Source organism: Paenibacillus thermoaerophilus (assembly GCF_005938195.1).
In the GTDB taxonomy this organism is placed as follows: Bacteria; Bacillota; Bacilli; order Paenibacillales; family Reconciliibacillaceae; genus Paenibacillus_W; species Paenibacillus_W thermoaerophilus.
Genome location: NZ_VCQZ01000015.1, coordinates 54,145 through 72,702, shown reverse-complemented (window position 1 = coordinate 72,702; position 18,558 = coordinate 54,145). Strand labels below are relative to the sequence as shown.

The 18,558-nt window shown below is 60.7% G+C and carries 14 protein-coding genes; all 14 read right to left on the bottom strand.

Annotation, left to right across the window (positions count from 1 at the left end; genetic code table 11):
• Window positions 1-72 precede the first annotated feature (72 nt).
• Window positions 73-1,071: a polysaccharide deacetylase family protein gene (locus FE781_RS11685; RefSeq protein ID WP_138789806.1), complete on the bottom strand. Its 999-nt coding sequence runs from the start codon at window positions 1,069-1,071 to the stop codon at window positions 73-75.
• A 149-nt stretch (window positions 1,072-1,220) separates the two neighbouring features.
• Window positions 1,221-3,320 (bottom strand): polyribonucleotide nucleotidyltransferase, encoded by a 2,100-nt coding sequence (locus FE781_RS11680; protein WP_138789805.1) that lies wholly within the window; start codon window positions 3,318-3,320, stop codon window positions 1,221-1,223.
• 138 nt (window positions 3,321-3,458) lie between these two features.
• On the bottom strand, window positions 3,459-3,728 hold the full coding sequence (gene rpsO / locus FE781_RS11675) for a 30S ribosomal protein S15 (RefSeq protein ID WP_138789804.1): 270 nt from the start codon (window positions 3,726-3,728) through the stop codon (window positions 3,459-3,461).
• Window positions 3,729-3,890: 162 nt separating this feature from the next.
• Window positions 3,891-4,883, bottom strand: a complete 993-nt coding sequence (locus FE781_RS11670) for a bifunctional riboflavin kinase/FAD synthetase (protein WP_138789803.1) — start codon at window positions 4,881-4,883, stop codon at window positions 3,891-3,893.
• A gap of 135 nt (window positions 4,884-5,018) precedes the next feature.
• Entirely contained in the window at window positions 5,019-5,957 is a 939-nt protein-coding gene (gene truB, locus FE781_RS11665; protein ID WP_138789802.1) for a tRNA pseudouridine(55) synthase TruB, read from the bottom strand.
• Window positions 5,954-6,961, bottom strand: a complete 1,008-nt coding sequence (locus FE781_RS11660) for a DHH family phosphoesterase (RefSeq protein WP_138789801.1) — start codon at window positions 6,959-6,961, stop codon at window positions 5,954-5,956. The genes truB and FE781_RS11660 overlap by 4 nt, the downstream gene beginning before the upstream one ends.
• Entirely contained in the window at window positions 6,958-7,314 is a 357-nt protein-coding gene (gene rbfA / locus FE781_RS11655) for a 30S ribosome-binding factor RbfA (RefSeq protein WP_138789800.1), read from the bottom strand. Before rbfA ends, FE781_RS11660 begins: the two co-directional genes overlap by 4 nt.
• A gap of 7 nt (window positions 7,315-7,321) precedes the next feature.
• On the bottom strand, window positions 7,322-10,171 hold the full coding sequence (gene infB, locus FE781_RS11650; RefSeq protein WP_138789850.1) for a translation initiation factor IF-2: 2,850 nt from the start codon (window positions 10,169-10,171) through the stop codon (window positions 7,322-7,324).
• 43 nt (window positions 10,172-10,214) lie between these two features.
• Window positions 10,215-10,553, bottom strand: a complete 339-nt coding sequence (locus FE781_RS11645) for a L7Ae/L30e/S12e/Gadd45 family ribosomal protein (protein WP_342774302.1) — start codon at window positions 10,551-10,553, stop codon at window positions 10,215-10,217.
• Entirely contained in the window at window positions 10,531-10,851 is a 321-nt protein-coding gene (gene rnpM, locus FE781_RS11640) for an RNase P modulator RnpM (RefSeq protein ID WP_379252672.1), read from the bottom strand. The genes FE781_RS11645 and rnpM overlap by 23 nt, the downstream gene beginning before the upstream one ends.
• A 40-nt stretch (window positions 10,852-10,891) precedes the next feature.
• Window positions 10,892-11,995: a transcription termination factor NusA gene (gene nusA, locus FE781_RS11635; protein WP_138789799.1), complete on the bottom strand. Its 1,104-nt coding sequence runs from the start codon at window positions 11,993-11,995 to the stop codon at window positions 10,892-10,894.
• 17 nt (window positions 11,996-12,012) lie between these two features.
• Window positions 12,013-12,483 carry a ribosome maturation factor RimP gene (gene rimP, locus FE781_RS11630; protein WP_138789798.1) on the bottom strand — a complete coding sequence of 157 codons (471 nt, stop codon included), beginning with the start codon at window positions 12,481-12,483 and terminating at the stop codon, window positions 12,013-12,015.
• Window positions 12,484-12,628: 145 nt separating this feature from the next.
• On the bottom strand, window positions 12,629-16,939 hold the full coding sequence (locus FE781_RS11625; RefSeq protein WP_138789797.1) for a PolC-type DNA polymerase III: 4,311 nt from the start codon (window positions 16,937-16,939) through the stop codon (window positions 12,629-12,631).
• Window positions 16,940-17,111: 172 nt separating this feature from the next.
• Window positions 17,112-18,557, bottom strand: a complete 1,446-nt coding sequence (gene proS, locus FE781_RS11620) for a proline--tRNA ligase (RefSeq protein WP_138789796.1) — start codon at window positions 18,555-18,557, stop codon at window positions 17,112-17,114.
• Window position 18,558: the final 1 nt, after the last annotated feature.

Genomic DNA, 18,558 nt, shown 5'->3' with positions numbered 1-18,558 from the left:
TCATGTCTCAATCCGCATAAAAGAACACAAGCATCCAACGTATTTTATCAAATCTCGACAAGTCTCACAAGTCTACTCGCCCATAGGGACGGGTTCGGTTCTGGCCGAAGACAGCAGCTCGCTGACCGTTCCCAATCGGATCCCTTTCGACCGGGCGGCTTCGATCATCCCCGGCAAAGCTCCCGAGCTCGCGGCCGTCGGATGCATCAGCACGAGGAAACCCGGCTCCAACCGCTGTTGGATCTTCCGGACGACAGAGGACGCGGGCGGATTTTTCCAATCGACCGTATCGAGCGTCCACAGAACGGTCGTCAACCCGAATTCCTCGGCGGCGACGCGAACGGTCGTTTCGTTAAAATGGCCGGACGGCGGAGCGAACAAGCGGTTTTTCACCCCGAGCTCCTGCAGCAGCGATTCGGTCTTGCGGATCTCCTCCCGCTGCTCCGCGCGGCTTAAATCTCCCATGTTCCGGTGGCTGTACGCGTGGTTGGACAGCTCATGGCCTTCGGCCATAATCGCGCGGGCGATGTCCGCGTGCTGCCTCAGCCATTTGCCGTCAAAGAAAAACGTAGCCTTCACGTCCGCTTTGCGCAGCGTGTCCAGCATGCCCGGCAGCCATTCTTCTCCCCAGGCCACGTTGATCATAAAGGCTGCCATTTTTTTATCGGGATGGCCTTTGTATACCGGCTGCGCGCCCAGATCCTTCAATTGGATCTGCGGCTCGACCTGTTTGTAGACCCAAGGAATGTTCCCGGACGACCTTGATTTTTTCGCGGCTTCGAACGTCTTGTCCACGTCGACTTCCAGACCGTTGAGCCCGGGAATGGCTTTCCATACGCGGTCCAACCGCGCATTCTGGGCCGGCACCCGCCTGGCGGGGGCCTCGGACCGGATTCGTTCGAGCAGCGCGGCATCGGACAATTCGGGAGCGGCGTCTCTTGCCGCTGCAGCCGATGGATTTTGCTTGAACCGATCGAACGCGCCGCCGGCGGCTCCCGCGCCGTACAGCAATCCCGACACCGCGGCAAATACAGTCCCGGCGACCAGCGCCTTTCGTCCGTTTATCGTCATGGTTCGCCTCCGATTCAATCCGGCCGGATCGGCCGGAGCTTGACCGCCTCCTTTTTGCATCCTATGCCCGTCCGGCTGCGAATATGAGAACGAAGCAACAAAAAAAGCCCCGCTGGGGCTTTTCCATGTACATGATTTTCCCGATGCCGTTACGATTTTGCCGGTTCTTTCGAAACAGGCGGAAGCACGGCTTTGCGGGACAGGTTGATGCGGCCTTGCTGGTCGATCTCGGTGACTTTGACCGTTACGGTGTCCCCGATGGACAACACGTCTTCGACTCTGGCGACGCGTTCATGGGCCACCTGCGATATATGCACAAGCCCTTCCTTGCCGGGGAGCACCTCGACAAACGCGCCGAATTTCTCGATCCGCTTGACGGTGCCGAGATAAATCTCGCCGACGACCACTTCGCGCACGATGCCTTCGATGATCGCCTTGGCGCGTTCGTTGGCCGCTTCGTCGGACGAGGCGATGTAGATCATGCCGTCCTGTTCGATATCGATCTTCACGCCGGTTTCTTCGATGATTTTGTTGATCACTTTGCCGCCGGAACCGATAACCTCGCGGATCTTGTCCGGATGGATGCGCATGGTGATGATTTTGGGCGCGTACTTCGAAAGCGACTTGCGCGGCTCCCTGATCGTCTCCAGCATTTTGTTCAGGATGAACAGCCGGCCTTCGCGGGCTTGACGAAGCGCCTGCTCCAGGATCGACCGGTCGATGCCGTTGATTTTGATATCCATCTGAATGGCGGTTATGCCTTCGGCGGTGCCCGCCACCTTGAAGTCCATATCGCCGAGATGGTCTTCGATTCCCTGGATATCCGTCAGGATCGACACATGGTCGCCTTCCTTGATCAAGCCCATGGCCACGCCGGCGACCGGAGCTTTGATCGGCACGCCTGCATCCATCAGCGCAAGCGTGCTCGCGCAGATAGAAGCTTGCGACGTCGACCCGTTGGACTCCAGAACCTCGGAGACAAGCCGGATCGTGTACGGGAATTCTTCCTCGGACGGAATCACCATCTCAAGCGCGCGTTCGCCCAGAGCGCCGTGTCCGATCTCACGGCGGCCGGGAGCACGCAGCGGACGGGCTTCGCCGACGGAGAACGGCGGGAAGTTGTAGTGGTGCATGAACCGCTTCGTCTCCTCGACGCCCAATCCGTCGAGAATCTGGACGTCTCCCATCGCGCCGAGCGTGCAGACGCTGAGCGCCTGAGTCTGGCCGCGCGTGAACAGGCCGGAGCCGTGCGTCCGGCTGAGCAGTCCGACCTCGCATTCGATCGGGCGGATTTCGTCCAGCTTGCGGCCGTCCGGGCGGATTTTTTCCACGGTGATCAGACGGCGAACCTCTTCCTTCACGATGTCGTACAGCACTTCCTTGACATCGTCGATTTTGTCCGGATAAATCTCGGCGAAATGCGCTTCGACTTCCTGATTGATCGCGTCGATCGCTTCGGAGCGGGCTTGCTTCTCCGGAATGCGCACGGCCTCCACCAGCCGCTGCGCGGCGTATGCGCGAACCGCTTCGTTCACTTCGCTGTCGACGGTGTGCAGCTGCACCTCCATCTTCGGCTTGCCGACTTCCTTCGCGAGCTGCTCCTGCACTTCGCAGATTTTCTTGATCTCCTCGTGGCCGAACATGATCGCTTCCAGCACGACTTCCTCGGACACCTCGCGCGCCTCGGCCTCGACCATCATGATGGCGTCCTTCGTGCCGGCGACTACGAGATACAAGTCGCTTACTTCGGCTTGCGCGGTGGTTGGGTTAATCACGAATTGACCGTCCACGCGGCCGACAATCACGCCGCCGATCGGACCGTTAAACGGCACGTCCGATATGGTCAGCGCCGCGGAAGTGCCGATCATGGCCGCGATCTCCGACGAGCAGTCCTGTTCGACGCTCATGACGAGGTTGACGATCTGCACTTCGTTGCGGAATCCTTCGGGGAACAGCGGCCGGATCGGCCGATCCGTCAAACGGCTTGCGAGAATCGCTTTTTGGCTGGGACGGCCTTCACGCTTGATGAATCCGCCCGGGATTTTGCCTACGGCATACAGCCGCTCTTCGTAGTTCACTGTCAGAGGGAAGAAGTCGAGATCCTTCGGCCCCGGCGATGCCGTTACGGTACACAGCACGGCCGTGTCGCCGTAACGCGCCATTACCGCGGCGTTGGCTTGCTTGGCCAGTCGCCCGGTCTCCAGAGTCAGCGTGCGTCCCGCCAACTCCATCGATATTTTCTTTTCCATGAATGTCCTCCTGCGCCGTTATACATTCGGGCGTTTCCCTATCTATTCTTCATTATATCCAAAATTTCCTGCATGCGAATGCTTGAAAAAAAGCAACCTTGTGGAAGAATCCAACTCGGTTGCTTTTCTTCGCCTTTTTTATCGACGCAGTCCCAGACGCTCGATCAGCGAGCTGTAACGATTGACGTCTTTGTTCTTCAGGTACGCCAGCAGCTTGCGGCGTTGACCTACCATCTTCAACAGACCGCGACGGGAATGGTGGTCTTTCTTATGCTCCCGCAGGTGATTCGTCAGGTTGATGATGTTCTCGGTCAGTACAGCGATTTGTACTTCCGGCGACCCCGTATCCGTCTCATGAGTTCTGAATTCCTTGATCAATTCGTTCTTGCGCTCTTGAGACACTGCCATTCCGTTCACCTCCTCTATTTTCCTCCGCCCTCAGCCAAGCAGGCCGTCGGTGAATCGAACCGCCAAGCTGGGGAGGATTGCCTCCTTAGGCAACAGACGTAGTATATCATAAGACGGCGGCGCGAAGCAAGGCGGTTTTTGCGCCCCGGCGCCGGTTGCCGTTCAGCGGATCGGAGCGGACAAGCGCAGCGCGGAACGGGCGGCTTCCGCGTCCTTCCGGATTTGTTCGACCAGCTCCGCCGCGGAGTTGAACTTCCGTTCCGCCCGCAAATAACCCGCGAATTCCGCGCGAATCGTCTGGCCGTACAAATCGCCGTCGAAGTCGAACAGATGCGCTTCGAGAGTCGGCTCGGGCAGGCGCTCGTGAAAGGTCGGCTTCAACCCGATGTTCATGACGCCGCCGTACGTGATGCCGCCGGCGATGACGCGCACGGTATACACGCCGCCCTTCGGCACGACATACGGTTCGTCCAGACGCATATTGGCCGTCGGAAAGCCGATGGTGCGTCCCCGCTTGTCGCCCTCCACCACAACGCCCGACACGGCGTACGGCCGGCCCAGCAGCTCGGCCGCGAGCGACACATCGCCCCCCTGCAGCGCTTCGCGGATCAACGTGCTGCTGACTTTGCGGTCGTTGCGTTGAAGATGGCGGACCGCTTCGACCGCGAACCGTCCGCGGGCCAATTGGCAGAGCGAGTCCGGCGTTCCTTCTCCCCGGTACCCGAATTTGAAGTCGAAGCCGGCGACAACCGTCTCGACTCCGAGCGGCACGAGCACCCGTTCCACGAACGCTTCGGGACTCAGCCGGGAAAAATCCGAATCGAAGTGAACGACATACGCGATATCCGCCCCGAGTTTTTCGAATTGCTCCAGCTTGTCCGGGAGCGGCGTCAATAATTTGGCGTATCCCGGTTTGCCGAGCACGTCGCGCGGATGCGGATAAAACGTCATGACGGCGAGCGGGAGCCCGAGCTCCCGGGCCCGCAGCTTGGCTCGCCCGATTACTTCCTGATGGCCGAGATGCACGCCGTCGAAATGTCCGATCGCCAGCGCGCTCGGAACCGGGGACTCCGGCAGCGCCCGTCCGTCCGCCTGATCGTCCGCAAGGCGAATCGTCCCGCTCGCCGGATCGTACGCGACCCGATAAATCAACATGATTCCATCCCCTTCTTGCCACATCGGAAAGCAGCCTTCGGCCGGCGGCGCGCCGACGAGCTTCCCGGCCGGCAGAACCGCGCCGGCCTCGCTTGAACACGGCGTCGGCCGGCATCGAAACAACGTCAAATCCAATTATCCTCGCGCGGGGGCGGCGAACACCTTCTCGGGCTTGAACCGTCCTCCGTCGAGCCGATAAAGTCCGAGAAACTCGCCGTCCGGCCCGTACAGACGCGCTAGAGCGGGAGCCGCCCCCGGCAGCGGCATGCCGTCCTCCGTCTTCGCGGCCGCCGACGCAGGCACGGGCATCCCCCGCGAGGCGGCCAACGCAGCCTCCCGGTCCAGCCGGTACGCCGGAAAGTGGCCGACGGCCCGGTCCGGAGGCACCAGAACGCCGGCCAGCTTGCCTTCCGCGACCCGGGAAGCCAGCTTCTCCAGCGTCACACAGTGCTCTGGGCCGAACGGACCGCTTGCCGTGCGCGTCAGTTCGCGCATGACCGCGGGAACCCGGAGCGCCTGTCCGATATCGGCGCATAACGTACGGATATAGGTGCCTTTCGAGCATACGACCTCGAACGACGCCTCCGGATACGGCCCGGCCATCCGCACGTCCAGACCGCGAATCTCGTAGATGCTGACCCGCCGGGCTTTGCGCTCGATCGTCTTGCCTTCCCTCGCCAGCTCGTACAGCCGCTTGCCGTCCACCTTCACCGCCGAATACATCGGCGGAACCTGGTCGATCTCCCCGACGAACGACAGGACGGCTGAAGCGATCTGACGTTCCTCCAGAGCCGAGACGTCCGCGCGGGCGATCACTTCGCCCGTGTCGTCCTCCGTGTCGGTGGCGTAGCCGAACGCCATCGTGACCCGATAAGCCTTCGGCAGCTCTTGAATGTATTCCACAAGCCGGGTGGCTCTCCCGACGCACAGCGGCAGGACCCCCGTCACCTGCGGATCGAGCGTGCCGGTATGCCCGATCCTTTTTTCCTTGAGAATCCGTCTGGCCTTGGCGACCACGTCATGCGAGGTCCAGCCTTTCGGTTTCCATACGGGCACCACGCCTTCCCAACTCATTCCAGCGCCAACTCCACTTCCCGCAGGACCGCCTTGCGCACTTCTTCCAACGTTCCCGCGACGGTCGCGCCGGAAGCCCGGACATGTCCGCCGCCTCCGAACGCCCCGGCTACGCGCGACACATCGACCTGTCCGCGCGAACGGAACGACACTTTCACCTTATCCTCGGCATCTTGCCGGAACAGCAAGCCGACCTCGACTCCCGCGACGTTGCGGGCGTAATTGACCAATCCGTCGAGATCGGAGCTGTCGGTGCGCAACTCCTGCAAGTCTTTCAAAGTGACGGAAACGTAAGCCACCCTGCGTCCGCAGGCGAACTCAAGCGTCTGCAGCCCCCGCTTCAGCAGCTCGATCTGCGCGTAGGTCATCGTCTCCAGCAGCCGTTCGGCCAGCACATGCCCCTGAACGCCGAGCCCCAGCAGCTCCGCCGCCAGGATCATGACGTTGCGGGACGTATTGCTGTAGCGGAAGCCGCCCGTGTCCGTGAGAATGCCCGTATAAATGCATTCGCCGACCGACGCGTCCGCTTCCTCCCCGCTGACGCCGATCAGATGCCACAGCATCTCGCAGGTGGCGGATGCGTCAGGCATCACGAGCGCCTGCGTCCCGAAGCGGTCGTTTGTCGCATGGTGGTCGATGTTCAGAATCGCCGCGTCGGGCGAGAGCAATCCGGCCGCGTCGCCGGCGCGCGCCCGGTCGGCGCAATCGACGAAGACGGCCGCCCGGAAAGGCGCCCGTCCCGCCAGTTCGGCGCTCCTCACGATCCGGTCGGCGTTCGGGAGGAAGCCGAATTTGGACGGCACGGCATCCTGATTCGCCATGACGTAAGACTTGCCCATACGGCCAAGCAGCCACCCCGCCGCAAGCGTCGAGCCGATCGCATCTCCGTCCGGATTGACATGCGACACGACGAGAATGTCGTCGTGCCGCCTCAAAAATTCCGCCGCTTCCCTCAGTTCCCTAAGGGTTTCCTGTGGAAAGAAAAATCCGGTCTTTCCGCTCATCGGTTCGATTCCTCTTCCCGCAGCTCGTTCAGCAGTTTGTCGATCCGGCTTCCGTATTCGATGGAGCTGTCGAATTTGAACTGCAGCTCGGGCGTCTTGCGCAGACGGATGCGCCGGCCGATCTCCGACCGGATGAAGCCGGTAGCCTGGGCCAAAGCCTTCAGCGTCGTCTCTTTTTGCTCATCGTCGCCCAGCACGCTGAGGTACACGGTGGCGATCGACAAGTCGTTCGTCACGTCCACCCCGGTGACCGTCACGAACCCGATCCGAGGATCTTTCAGTTCATTTTGCAAAAGCAGACTCATTTCTTTTTTGATCTGCTCGCCTACGCGTCCAACGCGGATTCGGGCCATCGGCGAATCACCTCTCTACCTTTTCCAACACGTACGCTTCGATCACGTCGCCTTCCTTGACATCCTGGTAATTCTCCAGCGTGATGCCGCACTCGTAGCCTTGCACGACTTCGCGGACATCGTCCTTGAACCGCTTGAGCGATTCCACTTTGCCGTCGTATACGACCGTTCCGTCGCGCACGAGCCGGGCTTGCGCGTTGCGCTGGATCTTCCCGTCGGTGACCATGCAGCCGGCGATGGTGCCGACCTTGCTGATTTTGAAGATGTTGCGGACTTCGGCATGGCCGATCACCGTTTCCTTGAACACCGGGTCCAGCATGCCTTTCATCGCGGCTTCGATCTCTTCGATCACTTTGTAAATGATGTTGTGCAGGCGAATATCGACTTTCTCCTGCTCGGCCGTCGCCTGCGCTCCCGGCTCCGGACGGACGTTAAAGCCGATGACGATCGCGTTGGAAGCCGTCGCCAGCGTCACGTCGGACTCCGTGATGGCGCCTACGCCGACGTGCAGGATTTTGACGCGCACGCCTTCGACCTCGATCTTCTCGAGGGAGCTGCGAAGCGCTTCGGCGGTGCCTTGCACGTCCGCTTTGATAATGACGTTGAGATCTTTGATCTCGCCTTCTTTGATTTGTTTGTACAGTTCGTCAAGCGTAACGCGCTTGTTCGCGCCGCCCATTTCGGACTGACGCAGGGTCGTCGCGCGCTTCTCGGCGATGGTGCGGGCTTTGCGCTCGTCCTCGAAGACCATAAACGGATCGCCGGCGAGCGGCACTTCCGTGAGGCCGGTGATCTCGACCGGAGTGGACGGACCGGCTTCCTTCAAGCGGCGCCCCTTGTCGTTAACCATCGCGCGGACGCGTCCGAAGCAGACGCCCGCGACAAACGCGTCGCCGACCTTAAGCGTCCCGTTCTGTACGAGCACGCGGGCGACCGGACCTTTGCCCTTGTCGAGCTCGGCCTCGATGACGGTGCCTCTCGCGCGTTTGTCGGGATTCGCTTTAAATTCCTGGACCTCGGCCACCAGCAAAATCATCTCGAGCAGTTGATCCAGATTTTGCTTATGCTTCGCCGACAGGTTCACAAAAATCGTATCTCCGCCCCACTCTTCGGGAACGAGGCCGTAATGGGTCAGATCCTGCTTGATCCGGTCCGGATCGGCCTCCGGTTTGTCGATTTTGTTGACCGCCACGATAATCGGCACGTTCGCCGCCTTCGCGTGGTTGATCGCTTCGACCGTCTGCGGCATGACGCCGTCGTCGGCCGCGACGACCAGGACGGTGATGTCCGTTACGCTCGCTCCGCGGGCGCGCATGCTCGTGAACGCTTCGTGGCCCGGCGTATCGAGGAACGTGATTTTTTTGCCGTTCACTTCAACCTGGTAAGCGCCGATATGCTGCGTAATGCCGCCCGCTTCGCCCGCCGTGACGTTGGTTGAACGGATGGCGTCGAGCAGCGTCGTTTTGCCGTGGTCGACGTGTCCCATAATCGTGACGACCGGCGGACGCTCCCGCAGCAGTTCCGGATCGTCGACTTCCTCGATCGTCTCGAAGTTGTCCTCCTCGACCGGAATGCGCACGTCGACTTCGACGCCGAATTCGTCCGCGACCAGTTGGATTGTATCGAGATCGAGCTCGTGGTTGATCGTCGCCATAATGCCGAGACTGATCAGCTTCTTGATGACCTCGGCCAGCTCTTTATGCAGCGCTTTGGCCAGCTCGCCGACCGTCATGCTGCCTTTGACGATGATCTTTTTCGGCGTGTTGTCGACTTTCTCCCGTTTCTCGCCGCTTTTTTTGCGGGGTCCTTTGGTGAAACGGTCGTTGTCCTCGAAATGGCGGTCGGAGCCTTTGCGCTTGCCGCGCACTTCATCCCTGCCGCTCTCGAATTTCCCGAACGGCTTCGCCGGCTTGCCGCCGGCGTTGCCCGAACGCGGGTCCGGCTTGGCCGTCGGCGTCGACTCCAGCACTTTCTTGAGCTGCGCCTCCAGGCGGTTGCCGCCCGGACGTCCGCCGCGATAGCCGCCTTGGCCGCCGCGGTTCCCGCCTTGACCGCCGCCGAAGCCGCCTTGACCTTGGCCCCCGCGATAGCCGCCTTGGCCTCCCTGGCCCTGACCGCCGCGGTTAGCGGCGTCGCGGTTGCCGAAGCCGCCTTGGCCGCCGCGGTTGCCCCCTTGGCCTTGGCCGCCTTGACCCTGGCCCCCGCGATAGCCGCCCTGGCCTCCCTGGCCCTGACCGCCGCGGTTAGCGGCGTCGCGGCTGCCGAAGCCGCCTTGGCCGCCGCGGTTGCCCCCTTGGCCTTGACCGCCTTGGCCTTGGCCCCCGCGATAGCCGCCCTGGCTTCCTTGGCCCTGGCCGCCGCGATAGCCGCCCTGGCCTCCCTGGCCCTGACCGCCGCGGTTGCCGCCTTCGCGACCTCCGCCTTGGCCGCCTCGGCGGTCTCCGCCCCGTGCGTTAGCCGATCGGGAATCCCCCGTGCCCGATCCCGTGCGCGGCGTCTCCGCCGATTTCGACGTATTTTCCTGCGCGCGTCCGGATTCCCGCGCATCTTGATTCGTTACCTGCATGCTTTGTCCTCCCGTACGATTCGGTTGCTGTGTTTGCTGTTCTCCGTTTGTCTGTGGAACCGCACGGTCAGGGCGTTTCCCGCTGTCCGAAGAAACCTGGCCCGCGCCGACCCGCGGCTTGTCGCCGCCGTTCTGCGGCTGTCCGCCCGCCCGCTTGGCAGCCGCATTCGCCTTCACGTCGCGAAAAAAATTCTCAACGGCCTCCACCGCGCTCGGTTCCATGACACTCATATGGTTGTTAACCGGCATATTCAGCCGTTTGAGTATCGTGATGATTTCCTTGCTGCTCATGTTAAGCGACTTCGCGTACTCGTATACCCTCTGCTTCTCTTGGTTACTCAATATGTTCCACCTCCGCAGATTGTGTCAGTTCCTCACCGATCCAAGCCGCCATCCTTTCGTCCGTAACCGCCACCGCTACCCGTTCGGCCTTTCCGATGCTGTAGCCGATTTCCTGACGGGTAAACCGCCGAACGAGCTTTACCCCATAGTGAAAGCATTTGTCCGAATACTTCTTATAAGCGTTCTCCGACGCATCGGCGGCGACCAGGACAAGCTTGGCTTGCCCGCTGCGGATTGCTTGCATGACTCCTTCGTCTCCAGTCGCCAGCTTGCCGGCCCTCATCGCCATGCCGAGTCTGGACAACGCCTTAGGCGTCCCCGAATTTCTCACACGGCACCTCTTCGTATTTCGCGCGGATTTGTGCGAATTGCGACTCCAACTGTTCGTACATCTCCGGCGTAATCGGCTGCTTCAGCGCGCGCTCCAGAACCCTCGTTTTTTTCGCCTGCTGGAACCCCTCCCAGCGGCCGCACAGATAAGCCCCGCGACCGTTTTTCTTGCCGGTCGGGTCGAGCTCGACCGTGCCTTCGGGCGTCCGGACGACGCGCACCATTTCTTTTTTGGACAACATTTTCTGGCATGTCACGCATTTGCGCTGTGGAATTTTACGAACCCTCAATTCGTTCACCTGCCGTTTCCGTACCCGGGAGCGGCCGAAGCCTCCGGGTTTACGCCTCTTCCGCTTCCGTATCGTCCTCGAACCATTCTTCTTCGCCCGGACGCTGCCAGCCGAACTCCTGCTCGGCTTGCGATTCGCTCTTGATGTCGATCTTCCATCCGGTCAGCTTGGCGGCCAGCCGGGCGTTTTGGCCGCGAATGCCGATGGCGAGCGACAATTGATTGTCCGGCACGATGACGCGGGTCATCTTTTCATCCTCGAAGACCTGGACGTCGGAGACTTTCGAAGGGCTGAGCGCGTTCGATACGTACTCCGCCACATCTTCGGACCATGTGACGATATCGATTTTCTCCCCGCGAAGCTCGTTGACGATCGCCTGCACGCGCGCGCCCTTCGGGCCTACGCAGGAACCGACCGGATCGACCTCGGGATTGCGGGAATAAACCGCGATCTTCGAACGGGCCCCCGCCTCGCGGGCGACCGACTTGATCTCCACGACGCCGTCGAATATTTCCGGAACCTCCAGCTCGAACAGCCGCTTGAGCAACCCCGGATGCGTGCGGGACAAGATGATCTGCGGTCCCTTCGTCGTGTTCTCCACCTTGGTGATGTAAGCCTTGACGCGATCGTTCATCGCAAACGTCTCGTTCGGCATCAGCTCGCTCAGGGGCAGCACGGCCTCCACCTTGCCCAGATCGAGGTAGATGTTGCGCGCGTCCTGGCGCTGCACCGTCCCCGTGACGATATCCTGCTCACGCTCGATAAACGCATTGTAGATGAGTCCGCGCTCCGCTTCGCGGATGCGCTGGGTCACGACCTGCTTGGCGGTCTGCGCGGCGATGCGGCCGAAGTCCCGGGGCGTCACCTCGATCTCGACGATATCGTCGATCTGATAGTTCGGATTGATCTGGCGCGCCGCGTGCAAGGAGATGTCCAACCGCGGATCGAGCACCTCCTCGACTACGGTCTTGCGGGCATATACTTTGATGACGCCGGTTTGCCGGTTGATGTCGACGCGCACGTTTTGCGCCGTATTGAAGTTGCGTTTGTAGCTGGAGATCAAGGCGGCTTCGATCGCGTCGATCAGCACGTCCTTGGCGATTCCCTTCTCGCGTTCCAAATCCGATAACGCTTCGATGAAATCGATGTTCATGGGAATGGAGCTCCTCCTTAAAACAGAATGGCCAGACGAGCGCTGGCGACTTTGGATACGGGCAGTTCCTGCCGCTTGTTCGAACCGTGCAGGACGATGACCGCCGTCTGTCCGTCGTACGACTCGAGACGGCCTTCAAACTCCTTGGCGCCGTCTACCGGCTCGTAGGTGGTGAAGCAGACGTTTTTGCCGATCGCCCGGTTGTAATCCGCCGGCTTTTTGAGCGGCCGTTCCGCGCCCGGAGAGGAAACCTCCAGGAAGTAGGCGTCCGGAATCGGGTCCCGCTCGTCGAGCTTTTTGCTCAAATATTCGCTGGCGCGGCCGCAGTCCTCGATATCGATGCCGCCCTCCTTGTCGAGAAATACGCGCAGAAACCAGTTGCTGCCTTCCTTCACGTATTCAATGTCCACGAGTTCGAACTTTTCCCGCTCCAGGAAGGGCTGCAGCAGCTCTTCCACGACGGCTTTAATTTGTCCGCTCAAGACCATAACCCCCCCGGCTGTATGCAGAAATCCGCACTCATAAAGCAAAGAGTGGGTTGCCCCACTCTTCCGCTGACAGAAGATATCACGTTACATACTGAAAAAATTATACCATAGCAATCTCTGGCTGACAAGTCAACGAGCCCTGCCCTCAGAACAACGACAACTGGTTCGACTCCGGCAGTCCGCGGAAGCAGCCGAAGCCGGCCAGAAGCTCCACAACCGTCTTCGAGACTTTCGCCCGGCGCTGGAAATCCTCGATCGACAGGAAGTCGCCCTCCGCCCTCGCTTCGGCGATGTTGCGCGCGGCGTTCTCGCCCACGCCCTGTACGGCGGAGAACGGAGGAAGCAGAGCGCCTCCCTCGACCTTGAACCGGGTCGCGTCGGACCGGTACAGATCGATCGTTTTGAACTCGAAGCCTCGGGCCGTCATCTCCAGCGCCATCTCGAGAATCGACACCATGCTCTTTTCCTTGGCCGTCGCCTGGAATCCTTTGTCCTCGATCTCCTCCAGCTTGCGCCGGATGGCGTCATAACCCTGGCAGCACAGCTCGATGTCGAAGTCCTCGGCGCGGACGCTGAAATACGTCGCGTAGAACTCCAGCGGATAATACACCTTGTAATAAGCCGTGCGGACCGCGGAGATGACGTAAGCCGCGGCGTGCGCCTTCGGAAACATGTATTCGATCTTCAGGCAGGAGTCGATATACCACTGCGGGACGTTGTGTTTTTTCATCTCTTCGATCCATTCGTCGGTCAACCCTTTGCCCTTCCGGACGCTCTCGGTGATTTTGAACGCCAGTCCGGCGTCCATGCCCGCTTTCTGGATCAGGTACAGCATGATCTCGTCCCGGCAGCCGATCACGGTCTCGATCGTGCAGGTTCCGTTCCGGATCAGCTCCTGCGCGTTGCCGAGCCAGACGCCCGTGCCGTGGGACAAGCCGGAAATTTGCAGCAAGTCGGCGAACGTCTTGGGCTGCGCTTCCTGCAGCATCTGGCGGACGAACTTCGTCCCCATCTCCGGCACCCCGTAGGTGGCGACCGGCGTCTTGATCTGTTCCGGCGTCACGCCCAGCGCCGTCGTGCTGCTGAAGATGCTCATGACCTTCGGATCGTTCATCGGAATCGTCTGCGGATCGACGCCGGTCAGATCGTACAGCATGCGCATCATCGTCGGATCGTCGTGTCCCAGAATATCGAGCTTCAGCAGATTGTCCTCGAACGCGTGGTAGTCGAAATGCGTCGTTTTCCATTCCGCCTTCGTATCGTCCGCCGGATATTGGACGGGTGTCACGTCTTCGACCTCGATGTAGTCCGGCACGACGACGATGCCTCCGGGATGCTGTCCCGTGCTGCGCTTGACGCCGGTGCAGCCCTTGGCGAGCCGCAGCACCTCGGCGGTCCGCCAGGAACGCCCGTGCTCCTCTTCGTATTTCTTCACGAAGCCGAACGCGGTTTTCTCCGCGACGGTTCCGATCGTGCCTGCGCGGAACACGCTTTTCTCGCCGAACAGCACCTTCGTGTAGTTGTGGGCCGTCGGCTGGTATTCGCCGCTGAAGTTCAGGTCGATATCGGGAACTTTGTCGCCTTTGAACCCCAGGAACGTCTCGAACGGAATGTCATGGCCGTCGCCCCGCATCGTCGCTCCGCATTTCGGACACGGCTTGTCGGGAAGATCGAAGCCGCTCCGCACGCTGCCGTCCGTAAACCATTCGCTGTGCAGACAGGACGGGCACCGGTAATGGGGAGGCAGCGGATTGACCTCGGAGATGCCGAGCATCATGGCGACGATCGACGAGCCGACGGAGCCCCGCGAACCGACGAGATAGCCGTCTTCGTTCGATTTTTTGACCAAGCGTTCGCAGATCAGGTAGTTGACGGCGAAGCCCGCTTTCGTAATCGGCACAAGCTCCCGCTCCAGCCGCTGCGTGATCACCTCGGGCAGCGGGTCCCCGTACAAGGCGCGGGCGGTGGCGTAGCACTTCGTCCGCATCTCCTCTTCGGCGCCTTCGATCTTCGGCACGAACAACTGCTTGGGGAACAGATCGTACGACTCGAACCGGTCCGCCAATTCGCTTGTGTTGCGGACGACGACCTCGTACGCCAGCTCTTCGCCCAGATCTTCCCGGAACTCGTCGAGCATCTCCTTCGTCGTGCGCAGGTGAACGTCCGGCTTCTTCTGCTCTTTGAGCGGGCTGAACCCCGTGATGCCGTTGATCGTGATGTCCCGGTTGATTTTGTCCTTCGGATCAAGATAATGCACGTTGCCGGTGGCGATAACCGGCTTGCCCTGCTTGCGGGCGATATCGATGATGAGCCGGTTCGCCTGCACCAGCGCCGACCGGCCGTTCACCAGGCCCTTGTCGACCAGATGCTGGTTGATCGAGGGCGGCTGAATCTCCAGCACGTCGTAAAATTCGGCCACCTGTTCCGCTTCCTCGGGCGTTTTGTTGAGAACCGTCTCGAACAGCTCGCCCTTCTCGCAGCCGGAGGAGATCAGCAGCCCTTCCCGGAGCTCGATCAGCTTGCTTCGGGGAATGCAGGGCACGCGGTTGAAGTACTCCGTATGCGACAGCGAGACGAGACGGAACAGATTTTTCTTGCCGACCGCGTTCAGCGCGTAGATGCAGCAGTGGAACGGCCGCGCGTTCGTCAAATTTTTCCCCGTCTCCGCGTTCAGCTCGTTCAGGTTGCCGTATCCCGCCTCCGCGGCGTCTTTCAGCATATGGAACAACACGTGGCCGAGCGCTTTCGAGTCGTCGATGGCGCGGTGATGGTTTTCAAGGCTGACCTTGAACTTCTCGCTCAGCGTGTTGAGCCGGTGGTTTTTCAGCGTCGGATAAAGCAGGCGGGACAGCTCCAGCGTGTCCAGCACGGGATTTTCCGGGACGGGCAAGCCCAGTTTTCGCGAATACGCATAGATAAAGCCGATATCGAAGGAAGCGTTGTGGGCGACAAGCACGCTGTCGCCGATAAACTTCAGAAAATCCGGCAGCGCCTGCTCGAGATCCGGCGCGTCCCGCACCATATCATCGGTGATGTTCGTCAACTGCTGGATATGGTAAGGAATCCGCTCGTGCGGGTTGACGAAGGTGGCGAATTCGTCGATCACCTTGCCGCCCTGCATACGGACGGCCGCAATCTCGATGATTTTATTGTGAGTGACGGACAAGCCCGTCGTCTCGATGTCAAAGATCACGTAATCGGCCGTCTGCAAATCCCGGTCCTGCGGCTTGTAGACGATCGGGACGGAATCGTTGACGACGTTCGCCTCCATGCCGTAGATCAGCTTGATGCCGTATTTCTTGGCCGCCTTGTTCGCCTCGGGAAAACATTGCACGTTGCCGTGGTCGGTAATCGCGATCGCCTTATGCCCCCATTTGGCGGCGGTCTTGATATACTGGTCGACCGGCGTAACCGCGTCCATCGCGCTCATGGCGGTGTGCAGATGGAATTCGACCCGCTTCTCTTCGGCATCGTCCATCCTCGGGGGCGGCGCGGGAATTTCGTTCAGGTCGGACGGCAGCAGAACCAGCTCCGGCGGATTCATGAACCGGTCGTATTCGACGCGTCCGCGGGCCTTCACCCATTTGCCGTCCGCGAGCAGGTCCAGCGTGCGCACGTCTTCCTTCGTCTTGGCGAACGACTTGACCATGATCGAATCCGTGAAATCCGTGATGCAGTAGGTGTAGAGGGTGCTCCCGTTGCGCAGCTCCTTTTTCTCCAGATTGAAGATCGCGCCCTGAACGGTTACTTTTTTCTCTTCCTCTTTAATCTCCTGCAGCGGAACGGGCATGTCTTTGATCTCGTAGCCGACCATCAGTCGGGCATCCGGATCGGGCTGGGCGGCGGTTGCCGCTTCCCGCTCGACCTGCGTCAGCACCTCCATCGCGTATGTACGGCCTTCCTCCATCACCTGCTTGGCGAATTCCTCATACTCCCGGGCGGGCGATTCGCCGGTCGTCAGCTTGACCCGCAGCCGGCGTCCGAACCGGTCGGCGAAATACTGCTGCACGTACCGGTCGATCGACTTTTTGCGGGCCATCTCCAGACCGAAGCTGTCCAGCATGTACAGCGTCAAGGCGCCCGAAGTCGCTTCGGCCTTCGACTTGACCAGCCAGCCGTTGATCGTCGCATTTTCCCGCTGCATCTCCTCGACGAACAGGGACCAGTACAACTCGACAAGCTCGGCGTCGGTCACGCCGCCGTCGAACTCGAACGCCACGCTGACGGCCGCGAGATGCGCGAATGCTTGTCTCAACGTATCGCAAAACGTTCGGTAGACGTCGGTCGGCAGCGGCTTGGCGCCCGCCAGCACGATCCGCCACGACCGGTTTTGCCGGGACACCTCGACGCGGTCGATGTACGCCTGCGAGAGCCACTCGCTCGACGCTTCGCCCGCGATGCCGGCCTGCTGCAGCAGCACCTCGAATCTTTTTCGTTTTTCAAGGGAACGATCCATAACGCCCTCCCAAAAACAAAAAGCAAATGAAATTTGCGCCGAAACGGCCGGCCGGCCGATTCCCGCGCGGGCGAATCTCCTCCGTCCGCCTCCGCGTGCGGCTGGCCGCCATTCGGCTCAAAAGCATTTGCTTTGTTGTTTGTTCATATGCGACAGCAACAAGCGCAACCGGTCAATACGAGCGGCCGAAGACGACGGTGTGGGCGGCTGGAGCGCCGCAGACCAGGCAGGCGGACTTGCGCACCTTCGGCTCGAACGGAATGTTGCGGCTGGTCGCGCCCGTCTCTTCCTTCACCTGGCGTTCGCACGCGTCGGAGCCGCACCAGCCGGCCAGCGCAAAACCCCGTTTCTCCTCCAGGAACGAACGGAACTCGTCCAGCGAGTCGACGTCCGTCATATGCTCGTCGCGGAATTTCAGGGCGCGCTCGTACATCAGCTTGTGGTTTTCCTCCAGCATCTTCCGGACTTCTTCGACGATATTGGCTTGCTCGACGGTGCGTTTCTCGCCGGACACGCGGGATACGAGGACAACGACGCCGTTGTCCAAATCGCGCGGCCCCAGCTCGATCCGCACCGGCACGCCTCTCATCTCGTACTCGTTGAATTTCCAGCCCGGGCTTTGGTCGCGGTCGTCCACCTTGACGCGGATGCCTGCGCGCTTCAGCTCGGCGAACAGCTCGTCCGTGCGCTTCAGCACCTGCTCGCGCGTCTTCGGCGGGCCGATCGGGATCATAACCGCCTGCAGCGGCGCAACCTTGGGCGGAAGCACGAGGCCGCGGTCGTCCCCGTGCACCATGATCAGCGCGCCGATCAGCCGGGTGCTTACGCCCCACGAGGTCGTGTGCACGTACTGCTGCTTGTTTTCGCGGTCCAAATACTGGATATTAAACGCCTGGGCGAAGTTCGTGCCCAGATAGTGCGACGTGCCGGCCTGCACGGCTTTGCCGTCGCGCATCATCGCTTCGATGGAGTACGTGTCGACAGCGCCCGCGAACTTCTCCGAAGGCGTCTTCTGGCCTACGATAACCGGAATCGCCAGCACGTTTTCGGCGAATTCGCGGTACACCTCCAGCATCTGCATCGTTTCCCGGCGCGCGTCGGCTTCGTCCTCGTGGGCGGTATGGCCTTCCTGCCAGAGGAATTCGGTCGTGCGCAGGAACGGCAGCGTCCGCTTCTCCCAGCGAACGACGTTCGCCCATTGGTTAATCAGCACCGGCAAATCCCGGTACGACTGAATCCAGTTGGCGTACATGTGGCCGATCATCGTCTCCGACGTCGGGCGGATCGCCAGCCGCTCCTCCAGCTTCTCTCCGCCCGCTTCCGTAACCCACGGAAGCTCCGGATTAAATCCTTCGACGTGCTCTTTTTCCTTCTGGAAGAAGCTCTCCGGAATAAACAGCGGAAAATACGCGTTCCGGTGTCCCGTCTCCTTGAAGCGGGCGTCCAGCTCGCGCTGGATCAGCTCCCAAATCTCATACCCGTCCGGACGAAGCACGACGCATCCCCGAACGGGCGAGTAGCTCATCAATTCGGCTTTGGTGATCGTATCGATGTACCAACGGGAAAAATCCTCTTGCTGAGGCGTGATTTCCTTGACAAATTGCTTATCTTTGGACATG

What these genes read in the sequence shown, in the direction of transcription:
- FE781_RS11680 (WP_138789805.1), bottom strand. Translation starts at nt 3,320, where the DNA reads ATGGAAAAGAAAATATCGATGGAGTTGGCGGGACGCACGCTGACTCTG.
- rbfA (WP_138789800.1), bottom strand. Translation starts at nt 7,314, where the DNA reads ATGGCCCGAATCCGCGTTGGACGCGTAGGCGAGCAGATCAAAAAAGAA.
- rimP (WP_138789798.1), bottom strand. Translation starts at nt 12,483, where the DNA reads ATGGTCTTGAGCGGACAAATTAAAGCCGTCGTGGAAGAGCTGCTGCAG.
- FE781_RS11625 (WP_138789797.1), bottom strand. Translation starts at nt 16,939, where the DNA reads ATGGATCGTTCCCTTGAAAAACGAAAAAGATTCGAGGTGCTGCTGCAG.
- FE781_RS11670 (WP_138789803.1), bottom strand. Translation starts at nt 4,883, where the DNA reads ATGTTGATTTATCGGGTCGCGTACGATCCGGCGAGCGGGACGATTCGC.
- proS (WP_138789796.1), bottom strand. Translation starts at nt 18,557, where the DNA reads ATGTCCAAAGATAAGCAATTTGTCAAGGAAATCACGCCTCAGCAAGAG.
- truB (WP_138789802.1), bottom strand. Translation starts at nt 5,957, where the DNA reads ATGAGTTGGGAAGGCGTGGTGCCCGTATGGAAACCGAAAGGCTGGACC.
- FE781_RS11660 (WP_138789801.1), bottom strand. Translation starts at nt 6,961, where the DNA reads ATGAGCGGAAAGACCGGATTTTTCTTTCCACAGGAAACCCTTAGGGAA.
- nusA (WP_138789799.1), bottom strand. Translation starts at nt 11,995, where the DNA reads ATGAACATCGATTTCATCGAAGCGTTATCGGATTTGGAACGCGAGAAG.
- infB (WP_138789850.1), bottom strand. Translation starts at nt 10,171, where the DNA reads ATGAGCAGCAAGGAAATCATCACGATACTCAAACGGCTGAATATGCCG.
- rpsO (WP_138789804.1), bottom strand. Translation starts at nt 3,728, where the DNA reads ATGGCAGTGTCTCAAGAGCGCAAGAACGAATTGATCAAGGAATTCAGA.
- FE781_RS11685 (WP_138789806.1), bottom strand. Translation starts at nt 1,071, where the DNA reads ATGACGATAAACGGACGAAAGGCGCTGGTCGCCGGGACTGTATTTGCC.